The organism is Methanocalculus sp., from assembly GCF_029762515.1.
In the GTDB taxonomy this organism is placed as follows: domain Archaea; phylum Halobacteriota; class Methanomicrobia; order Methanomicrobiales; family Methanocorpusculaceae; genus Methanocalculus.
Genome location: NZ_JARVGN010000048.1, coordinates 1 through 8,803, shown reverse-complemented (window position 1 = coordinate 8,803; position 8,803 = coordinate 1). Strand labels below are relative to the sequence as shown.

Below are 8,803 nucleotides of genomic sequence, written 5' to 3'. Positions count from 1 at the left end.
GGCAGAGAATCCGTGTAGTTCCTCTTGCCCCCATGAACTGGAGGCCGGGCGAGAGCATATATATGTTCAATACTGAGACCGGTCCCCGGCTCACAAAGGAAAGGGCTCTTGCCATCAGCTCTGGTATCGGCTGCGCCGCAGGCGAGCGATCGATCACCGCAGTTGACATTACATCCCACCTGCTGGTATTTATGGAGCAGATGACTGTAAAGGGCATGTTGGATGGGCCCGTTTTACCGCCAGCACCAATACCTGAGGCAATTGAAGTTGTTGGCTTTACACAGACAACAATTACCTTCCAGGTGAATAACCCGGATGGCACCCCATATGATGGGAGCCTGCCGGGAGCCATCTCACTTCGTGAGCGGGTGGGAAATGCCCTTGTTGATCAGGGGATCGTCATTTCAGCAGATGCGGTATGGAGTCCAAATATCGGCAGTGATGGAAGAGCAACTCTGACATACATAAACCGGAATTTCGCAGGTGTCGGCACCACAACTGTTTCGCCAGTCATAATCGAGTCAACAGATGGGACAAGAGAGATCAGGTTACAGATACAACTACAGCTCAACCAGAACCGACTTCAGAATGTGATTGTAATTGAATGATTTCCATTATCGGGATATATGATTCATTGAGTATGAAGCGCAGGTTGAGATACAGATACGAATCAGAATACCAAGTAATTTTTCAGAAAGGATTGTCTGGAGGTGGATAGAGTAAAGAGAAGTGATCAGGAGGCAGTAACTCCCGCAATCAGCGTCATGCTGCTCGTACTGCTAGTCGTAATCATCGCGATCATCGTGTATGCCTTCATCTACGGGATCCCCGGAGGGCTTGAGAAGTCGGCATTCATCGCAGCTGAGGCGGGCGTTGTTGAGATCAACGGAACGGAGTATGTTGCTATTCAGCACCGGGGCGGCGACGACGTCTTCCTGAATGGTTCAGGCGCCGCCCGGGGCATCCCGATCGATATCAGGACGACAGCGGCCGGGGGAGGGCCGGTGCTGGCGGGAGCAGATGCTCCTGTCACCTGGAAGGCGGGGCAGGTTCTCTATCTCTACAATTCAGCAGAAGGCCCAAAGATCACCATCGACAGGCTAACAGCCGCAGAGGGCACCGGCTTTCCTGCTGGTAAACTTGAGCTTGTGATCATCGACACAAATGCCGAGGTACGGATATTTGGAACGACCATTGCCATGGACGGCAGCGGACCGGGGCCGGACGACCCGCCAGTTGCGGGCTTCACCGCCGATCCGTATTCAGGAACAGCACCCCTCACCGTCCAGTTCAGTGACACCTCAACCGGTGTGATCGATTCATGGAGTTGGGACTTTGGGGACGGAAACAATGAAACAGTACAATCTCCATCTCATACCTTCGCGGATCCGGGAACATACACTGTCAAGCTCACGGTGGCAAATAGTGGGGGGTCAAATGACTTCTCAAGGGAGATTGTGGTTGCACCGGAGATTACAGGCTTTACAGTTGAGGCATGGGTGAAGTGGAATCGGGATCCCGCTCCCCCTGCAAGTGATGAGCGGTGGGCAACAATTGTCGTAGATGGCGACAGGGACAGTAACAGCCGGTATCATCTTCAGCATAATGAAGGGAATACGTTATTTGAGATAGCCATGACAACAGACGCAAACCGACGGTTTACACGCTCAACCACATCCCCGGTGAGAGATACCTGGTATCATGTGGTTGGTGTATACAACCAGGATGCAGGATGGCTGCGCATCTATGTGGATGGCGGCGGCCATCAAGGCTCGATTGGTTTAACGGGAACAATCATCCCTTCTCCGGGCAGATACCAGATAGGTGGTCCGGCCGGAATAGAATGGCCCGGTCCAACATCGATGCTGAGAAAATTCGATGGCGAGATCCGCGGCCTCGGCACATATGAGCGTGCCTTCACGCAGGCAGAGATCCAGGCACGGTATGATGCCGGTCTGCCCCCGGCATGAGAGCAAGGCTCTCGAAATACACATACCAATAACACCATTTTGATGATATCCAAAAGACGAATCGACCACGTCACAACAATCCCCTTTTGAACCTGACTTCACATTTTGGCTCACCCATTGAATTCCAGGCCAGGATCACCAGTTCATTTGCCTCGGCAATGCATCATCACAAAAGATATAAAGTATGAATATTCATATTAATATGAAAAGTATGAATTACATGAATTTACAACCAACACTTCAGATCCCAAACCGGGATGGCCTGAGCACGGAACTCCATCTTACCAGAGTGGTGGTTATATGACCGGCAATAGCCATGATTCCAGCGATTCCGTCTATCGGATACCTGATCCGGCCTTCTCTGCAATGGCATTCTTATTCCGTATCAGGGACAGACTTTATCCGCCTGAGAATAAAGTAACCCGTTTTGGCATTAAAAGCGGTATGACTGTTGTTGATTACGGGTGCGGTCCCGGAGGCTATCTTGACAGTGCAGCCCGGCTCGCCGGTCCGGAGGGCATTGTGTATGCGGTGGATATTCATGAGCGTGCTATTGAATCCGTCTCAAAACGGATCACAAAGACCGGACAGCACAGAATCATTCCCGTGCTGGCAGAGGGGTACAACTCAGGGCTGGCAACAGGATCAGCTGATCTCGTCTATGCACTGGATATGTTCCACATGGTTCCGGATACCGCCTCATTTCTGAAAGAGCTGCTGCGGATCACAAAACCAGATGGCATACTGATCATCGACGACGGCCACCAACCCCGTGACAGAACCAGGCAGATCATCACCGGCTCAGGACTCTGGGATATTATATCTGAGGAGAAAGCATTCCTGAGATGTACTCCAGACATAGGAATGAAGAAAGAGGGAGATTCTGATGTTTCATCACCATCATTGTAACCATTCCCACCCGGATGAGAAGAAGCATATCTTTGGCTCTGTAAAGGTGGGTGATCGGGGCCAGATCGTTATTCCAAAAGAGGCGCGTGAATTATTCGATATCAAACCGGGGGATACGCTGATAGTGCTCGGGGACGAGGATCGTGGAATTGCAATCGTCAAAGCTGATGCATTCAAAAAGATCGCGCTCTCGATACTTCAGATGTTTGAAAAACCGCCGGAAGAACCCCCAGAAGAGCCACGGGAAGAGTGATTTTCAAAGAATTGCGGGGTATGACCCCATTTCCCCCCTCGATCAGGGAGTACATGGGGCATACAAACGATAACTTCTATAAGTGATCAGACAGATAAAATGAGGAAGCGCGATAATAGTCTAGTGGTAGGACAGGGGCTTCCCAAGCCTCTAGCCCGGGTTCGAATCCCGGTTATCGCATCACTCTTCTCTCATCACTGTTCTTAAATCCCAATTATCATATCCATAATGAGGCTATTACTTGAAAATGAGGAGGTGGGGTTCATTTCCCCTTCAGATTCCCACTCTCTTGTTTCCTCACCCAGGTTCCCCCATTAAACGATCTTATCCTTCACAGGAGGTTTGGGTGATCAGACAATTCAGTGATTCGGTGATTACTCAGACTGAAACAATCACTTCGCCTTTCCGCATCAGGAGGCCGGTGATAAGGCTCAGGATGCCCATGATCAGGAAGTAGATTCCAATGAGCATGATCAGGATGAGTGATCCGTCCATCGGGAGTGGTGCAAATCCGATCAGGATACCAAAGAGCACCGAGAAGAAACCACCGATGCCGAGCATGATACGGAAGGGCAGTTCATCCAGGCTGAATGCAAGGGCAAGCTCTGCAATTCCCGTGATAATCGCCCAGGCAGCAACAAGGATAGTCAGGGCAACGAACATGACAAACGGGGTCATGAAGAGGAGAAGTGCGACGATCAATCCGAGTATTGAGAGGATCAGAACACCCCAGTGCACTTTCCCGGTGTCACTGATGGAGACTGCGCCGGTGACAATCGAGATGACTATCAGGAAGATTCCAATGATATAAGCAAATAACGCCTCCATCGCGATCGGAATAGTGAAACAAAGGACACCAATGATGAGGGCAAAGATTCCGCGGGCCAACAGCCCGCCCCGGGTCATAACTTCTGATTCCATAATGGATCAATACGGAATTGCGATCCTGACTATTTAAAAATTCCGTTAATCAGGTTCTCTGACTTTGAGTATTCTCCTCTTTTCATATTTCAGATCAGAAAGAGCCATCCATCAAAACCAGATGCCGAATTTTCCAGGCATGCTTTGAGACTGCCCGGTTCCTCATCCAGAGAATGCACTTCCGATATTGTTTTCTCTCCTCCCGCAGTAACCATGTATATACGGATCGAAGGGTACTATGGACTCGATGAACACTGAACTGTACATGAACAAGAAAAACAATATCCGGAAGTATATTCCGGGAAAAAGGTAACCTTGCGACAATGGACTCTTCTTCAAGCTATGCGATCAGCCTGATCACCGAGAACAAAAAAGGCGTTCTCCGCGATATCGCAACCACTCTTGCCGAACATAATGGGAATATTCTGACGATACAGCAGGAGATCATCAAACGCGGACCTGAGGCCGGCCTTGCATGGGTGGATCTTGAGATCGAGGTTGATGACAACTTCGGATCAATCGTTGCTGCGCTGACTGCCCTCCCCCAGATTCTTGAGGTCGAAACCCATGAGACGTTCTCGAAGATCTTCGGGCAGCGGGTGATCATCATCGGCGGCGGCGCCCAGGTTGCACAGGTGGCAATGGGTGCTGTGAATGAGGCGGACCGCCATAATATCCGGGGAGAACGGATCTCGGTTGATACCATCCCGCTTGTCGGGGAAGATACGCTGGCACTCGCAGTTGATGCGGTGACACGGCTGCCTCGTGCCTCGATCCTTGTGCTTGCCGGATCGATCATGGGCGGAAAGATCAGCCGTGCTGTCGAGAACGTAAAGGCAGAAGGAATACCGGTGATTGCCCTGAAGATGGCAGGGAGCGTCACAAAACATGCGGATCTTGTGGTCACCGACCCAATCCAGGCGGGAGTCTTTGCCGTGATGCATGTCTCAGAAAAGGCAATCTTTGACATCAGCAGGGTGAAGGGACGCGAGTTTTAACGTGCTGAATATACCTTCCAAAGAGTTGATCTGATACTATGAAAGATATGGATGACATCATAAAGCAGGCCGTTTCCATCCTCAGCCATGACGGCTTAATCGTGTACCCGACCGAGACGGTGTATGGGCTTGGCGGGGATGCCTTCTCGGATATTGCAATTGAGCGGGTGTATGAAGCTAAGAACAGGCTCAGGGGAAAACCGATCTCAATTGCAGTATCGGATATCGAGATGCTCGCCTGTGTCGCATATCTTAATCCGGCGGCAGAGGCGTTCATCAACCGCTTCCTCCCGGGACCTGTCACAGTAATCCTGAAGGCAAAGAGCTGTGTTCCGACAGAACTGACCGGCGGCACCGGGATGATCGGGATCCGCTGGCCGGATCACAAAATAGCGCTTTCGATCATCAGCGAGCTGGATGCCCCGATCACCGCAACCAGCGCAAACCTCTCCGGGGACATCTCTCCAAGGACCAAAAATGACGTGAATGTTCGGCACGAGCTCTTCATCGACGGGGGAGAGCTGCCGGGGACGCCAAGCACGGTTGTGGATCTCCAAACAAAAGAGATCGTCAGGCCGGGATCACAGCTTGATGAGATCGTCAGATTCCTCATCGAAATGGACTGAGCTGCATGGAGATAAAGCGGATGGAGAAGCCTATCCGGCTTCGTGATTTTTTAGTCGATAGAGATGGCGGGATATATGCCGTTTCAGTGTACGACAACGACGAGCGGGCAGGCTGTGTCCTGAGGTACCTCCCCGATCCGGATGGCGAGCGAACCTGTGCAGATGGAAAGCGGTACCGGAAGATCGAGTTTGATGAGGCATTCGCCTGGATTCGTGACCACCATCCGGATTGGAATGATACCGTTCATCGGATCCCGCTGGATCAGATCGCCTCTGTCCTGAAGCCGGAAGAGGAGATGGGCAGGATCATGCAGCAGAACCCCCGTGTCAGGAGCCTCACAAGCCTCTTCAGCCTCCCAGAGAAGAGTTTCGGCTGTACCGGCTCCCTCCTCTGCGGGCTTGAGAACGAAGCATCTGATATCGATCTCGTTGTCTATGGGGAGCACTGGTTCTCAGCACAGCGGCAGCTTGCCGATGCGGTTTCAGCGGGGAAGATCCCGGAGATGAGTGAGGAGATGTGGAGGAAGGTCTACAGGAAGCGTGTCCCTGAGATCGGTTTTGACGACTTCGTCGCCCATGAAGCCCGGAAATACAACCGGGGCGAGTATGAGGGAACCTACTTCGACCTCCTCTTCTCTCGTGGATATGCCGGGCAGAACGCCGTTCCGATCAAAAAAGGAGTTCCAACCGGCCGGGATGTGATCGAGGCGACCGTGACCGATGCCTCCCTTGCATTTGATAACCCGTCCGTCTATGCAATCGACCACGAGGAGATCAGCTATGTCCTCTCCTTCACCCATACCTATGCCGGGCAGGCACTCGCAGGAGAAGTGATCGAGGCAGCAGGTGTAGTCGAGGATCATGGAGACGAGAAATGGCTGATCGTCGGCACCACCCGCGAGGCACGGGGCGAGTACATCCTCTCACGAACACTTCTGAACAGGTGAGCAGTTTTTTCCGGAGATCTCTTTTCCACCTGCCAATCTGTTTCCGCCCTCTTTTTCGGTCTATCCTCTCCTGAATTCACCCTCTTCGGAAGAACCGATCAAAGAGCGTCTGCGGCTCGCCGGCGCCCCGGGTGCAGGATTCCCTCTTCGGGCAGCGGTCGCAGGGGGCATCCGGCGGTGCCTGCGGGGTTTCGCCGCGGTAGATCGCTTCTGCCTTCCTGAGGGCGGCGAGGAGGCTCCGCCTGTCCGAGGCGGTGGGGGCGACCGTCCGGACGATGCCGGATGGAATATAGGCGATCCGGACTTCGGAGAGGGAGTGTCCTCCATCATTCAGCTGTTCCATCTCTTCTGCCGCCAGCAGGTATGCAGCCGCCCGGATCCGATCCTGCTTCCAGACACCATAGGTCGGGGCACGGCCTGCCCTGAGGATGCCGATTGCAGGCTTTTTGCTGAATATCCAGTCGATCCGCCCGGAGATGCCGTACTTCCTGTTTGTACAGGAAACATCGGCTGCCACAGGCGCCTCCCAGGCAAGCCCCCGGCAGGCGGCGATACACCCTTTGAGGTACTCTTTCATTGAATCGTCGATATCCGGCCGGACGAGTCGGATCTCCCCCCAGATCCTCTCAACGTGGGGATCTGGATTACAATCTGGAACCTGTGGAGATCCAACAGATGACACAGCCTCAGATTCCGTAGCCGCTGAACCATCAGATACGGCCAATGCTCCCAGGTGGTAGCCGACCTGTTTCGCAATGGTATATTCCGGCGGCTCTGTGATCCCTTCATGCCGTTCCAGATACACCCGGACCGGGCAGACCGAAGTGCGGACGAGTGTCGAGACTGGGATGAATTGTGGTTCTGAGGGTCGTGTTGGCGCAGACATGCGTAAGAAAGCTTTTCTTTTCACTCCGCTAATAGATTTGCATGGCTTCTAAGGAAATAACCGTAAATGTGCCTCAGGATCTCGATCCCGTTTACAGCAACATGATCCAGATCGCCTTCCGGGACGACGAATTCACCTTCCTCTTCCTCCACCAGATTCCAAATATCAACCAGGCAAAGGCGAAGTCCATCGTCACCATCAGCCCAAAACATGCGAAGAAGTTCCTCGCGGTGCTCCAGCAGAGTGTTGCTGAGTTTGAATCCAAGTTCGGCACCATCGAGCCCCCCCAGGAGCAACAGGCGGGCGATTCGGTGACGATGCGGGGATACTCGTAAGCGATGTCAGAACGATAGTCTCTACGACAGTCTGCACGAGAGCGAAACCAGAAATGATACCGCGATGCTGAAAAGAGCAGAACCTTTTAACCTTTTCAAAGCCAATAGAATGGTCGCAGTGCCGCCGTGGCTTAGCCCGGCATAGCGGCTGATTCGTAATCAGCAGGTCGAGGGTTCAACTCCCTCCGGCGGCTCTCTTTTAAAGTCTTTAAATCAATATTGAGGCTTATATTACTCGTTATTTGAAAACCTTGATCCTGAGTATTTCTTCCAAAGGGCAGATATTGCAGTAGCGAACAATTCAGTCCTTGAATTGAAGATCGAAACGAGATATCGAGTTGGAATTTCATACTCTCATAGGAAGCATATTGCTTTGAGGAGCACTTGTCTATAGCAACTGAAAAAAAGGTAATATGAAATAATAAACCTCGACATTTCAATATTTTCGGTAGACTGTGCTTCTATCTCCGATCTCAATCACAAAGATGACCATCACGTCATCCTCAATTGTGAGTATAATCCGAAACCGCCCTATCCGATAAGAGTAAATCGGAATGCTTTGGTGTCCCTTCAGTTTTTTTATGTGTAAGCGAGGATATGATTCTTCTGCGAGAGCAGTTAGTTCGTCTTTGATCCGCTGCTCCTCAGACATTGGAAGGCGTTTCAAGTCACGTTCCGCTTTCGGAGTGAAGAGGACTCGCCAGATCATTCCAGACCCAGTTCCAAAGCAATATCTTCAAGTGAGCGCAAGCGACCGGCCCGGATATCTGCGATACCTTCCTCTATCTGCTGCAATGTCTCTTCAGAGAGGGGTTCTGGGTCATATGCTATATCCAGGAGGCGGTTGAGCGTCTCATCATAACTCTCCCGGGGATGTATTTTTAATTCATCCAACCGGGATTTTGTCTCCGGCTGAAGTTGAATCGTTGTTGCCATAATAACCCATAGGAGAGTATAG

The 8,803-nt window shown here is 51.8% G+C and carries 12 protein-coding genes and 2 tRNA genes; 10 read left to right on the top strand and 4 right to left on the bottom strand.

Going from position 1 to position 8,803, the window contains the following annotated elements:
* The 5 genes from QCH34_RS02865 to QCH34_RS02845 form a co-directional block, all read left to right on the top strand.
* Positions 1–608 (top strand): hypothetical protein (locus QCH34_RS02865; protein WP_300329770.1); only part of this gene is annotated, 608 nt, incomplete at its 5' end.
* A gap of 102 nt (positions 609–710) precedes the next feature.
* Positions 711–1,970: a PKD domain-containing protein gene (locus QCH34_RS02860; RefSeq protein ID WP_300329767.1), complete on the top strand. Its 1,260-nt coding sequence runs from the start codon at positions 711–713 to the stop codon at positions 1,968–1,970.
* 300 nt (positions 1,971–2,270) lie between these two features.
* Positions 2,271–2,879 (top strand): class I SAM-dependent methyltransferase, encoded by a 609-nt coding sequence (locus tag QCH34_RS02855; protein ID WP_300329764.1) that lies wholly within the window; start codon positions 2,271–2,273, stop codon positions 2,877–2,879.
* A complete protein-coding gene (locus QCH34_RS02850) occupies positions 2,857–3,132 on the top strand; it encodes an AbrB/MazE/SpoVT family DNA-binding domain-containing protein (protein ID WP_300329761.1) in 276 nt (91 codons plus the stop codon). The genes QCH34_RS02855 and QCH34_RS02850 overlap by 23 nt, the downstream gene beginning before the upstream one ends.
* 109 nt (positions 3,133–3,241) lie before the next feature.
* Positions 3,242–3,312: transfer RNA gene (locus QCH34_RS02845), tRNA-Gly, on the top strand.
* Between the two features lie 198 nt (positions 3,313–3,510).
* Here the strand turns inward: QCH34_RS02845 and QCH34_RS02840 are convergent.
* Complete coding sequence (locus QCH34_RS02840; RefSeq protein ID WP_300329758.1) at positions 3,511–4,053, bottom strand: DUF308 domain-containing protein; 543 nt, start codon at positions 4,051–4,053, stop codon at positions 3,511–3,513.
* 323 nt (positions 4,054–4,376) lie between these two features.
* On the opposite strand from QCH34_RS02840, the gene QCH34_RS02835 reads away from it, so the two are divergent.
* From QCH34_RS02835 to QCH34_RS02825, 3 genes are read left to right on the top strand one after another with little or no spacing between them, the layout of a single operon-like run.
* The gene (locus QCH34_RS02835) at positions 4,377–5,051 is read left to right on the top strand and encodes a DUF5612 domain-containing protein (protein WP_300329755.1); all 675 of its coding nucleotides are present in this window, start codon (positions 4,377–4,379) and stop codon (positions 5,049–5,051) included.
* Between the two features lie 47 nt (positions 5,052–5,098).
* Positions 5,099–5,677, top strand: coding sequence for an L-threonylcarbamoyladenylate synthase (locus QCH34_RS02830; RefSeq protein WP_300329776.1), 579 nt, complete (start codon positions 5,099–5,101; stop codon positions 5,675–5,677).
* A 5-nt stretch (positions 5,678–5,682) separates the two neighbouring features.
* Positions 5,683–6,624 carry a nucleotidyltransferase domain-containing protein gene (locus tag QCH34_RS02825; RefSeq protein WP_300329753.1) on the top strand — a complete coding sequence of 314 codons (942 nt, stop codon included), beginning with the start codon at positions 5,683–5,685 and terminating at the stop codon, positions 6,622–6,624.
* 76 nt (positions 6,625–6,700) lie between these two features.
* On the opposite strand, the gene QCH34_RS02820 is transcribed toward QCH34_RS02825, so the two are convergent.
* Positions 6,701–7,510 carry a PD-(D/E)XK nuclease family protein gene (locus tag QCH34_RS02820; protein WP_300329750.1) on the bottom strand — a complete coding sequence of 270 codons (810 nt, stop codon included), beginning with the start codon at positions 7,508–7,510 and terminating at the stop codon, positions 6,701–6,703.
* 41 nt (positions 7,511–7,551) lie between these two features.
* On the opposite strand from QCH34_RS02820, the gene QCH34_RS02815 reads away from it, so the two are divergent.
* Both QCH34_RS02815 and QCH34_RS02810 read left to right on the top strand, forming a co-directional pair.
* Complete coding sequence (locus QCH34_RS02815) at positions 7,552–7,845, top strand: DUF3467 domain-containing protein (RefSeq protein ID WP_300329746.1); 294 nt, start codon at positions 7,552–7,554, stop codon at positions 7,843–7,845.
* Between the two features lie 120 nt (positions 7,846–7,965).
* Positions 7,966–8,039, top strand: a tRNA-Thr gene (locus QCH34_RS02810).
* A gap of 242 nt (positions 8,040–8,281) precedes the next feature.
* On the opposite strand, the gene QCH34_RS02805 is transcribed toward QCH34_RS02810, so the two are convergent.
* On the bottom strand, positions 8,282–8,554 hold the full coding sequence (locus QCH34_RS02805) for a type II toxin-antitoxin system RelE/ParE family toxin (RefSeq protein WP_211529606.1): 273 nt from the start codon (positions 8,552–8,554) through the stop codon (positions 8,282–8,284).
* Positions 8,551–8,781 (bottom strand): hypothetical protein, encoded by a 231-nt coding sequence (locus QCH34_RS02800; protein ID WP_211529605.1) that lies wholly within the window; start codon positions 8,779–8,781, stop codon positions 8,551–8,553. Before QCH34_RS02800 ends, QCH34_RS02805 begins: the two co-directional genes overlap by 4 nt.
* Between the last annotated feature and the right edge of the window lie 22 nt (positions 8,782–8,803).

Excerpts from the sequence above, each read along its gene's own strand:
- QCH34_RS02820 (WP_300329750.1), bottom strand. The coding sequence starts at position 7,510 with ATGTCTGCGCCAACACGACCCTCAGAACCACAATTCATCCCAGTCTCG.
- QCH34_RS02855 (WP_300329764.1), top strand. The coding sequence starts at position 2,271 with ATGACCGGCAATAGCCATGATTCCAGCGATTCCGTCTATCGGATACCT.
- QCH34_RS02825 (WP_300329753.1), top strand. The coding sequence starts at position 5,683 with ATGGAGATAAAGCGGATGGAGAAGCCTATCCGGCTTCGTGATTTTTTA.
- QCH34_RS02850 (WP_300329761.1), top strand. The coding sequence starts at position 2,857 with ATGTTTCATCACCATCATTGTAACCATTCCCACCCGGATGAGAAGAAG.
- QCH34_RS02815 (WP_300329746.1), top strand. The coding sequence starts at position 7,552 with ATGGCTTCTAAGGAAATAACCGTAAATGTGCCTCAGGATCTCGATCCC.
- QCH34_RS02830 (WP_300329776.1), top strand. The coding sequence starts at position 5,099 with ATGGATGACATCATAAAGCAGGCCGTTTCCATCCTCAGCCATGACGGC.
- QCH34_RS02805 (WP_211529606.1), bottom strand. The coding sequence starts at position 8,554 with ATGATCTGGCGAGTCCTCTTCACTCCGAAAGCGGAACGTGACTTGAAA.
- QCH34_RS02840 (WP_300329758.1), bottom strand. The coding sequence starts at position 4,053 with ATGGAATCAGAAGTTATGACCCGGGGCGGGCTGTTGGCCCGCGGAATC.
- QCH34_RS02835 (WP_300329755.1), top strand. The coding sequence starts at position 4,377 with ATGGACTCTTCTTCAAGCTATGCGATCAGCCTGATCACCGAGAACAAA.
- QCH34_RS02800 (WP_211529605.1), bottom strand. The coding sequence starts at position 8,781 with ATGGCAACAACGATTCAACTTCAGCCGGAGACAAAATCCCGGTTGGAT.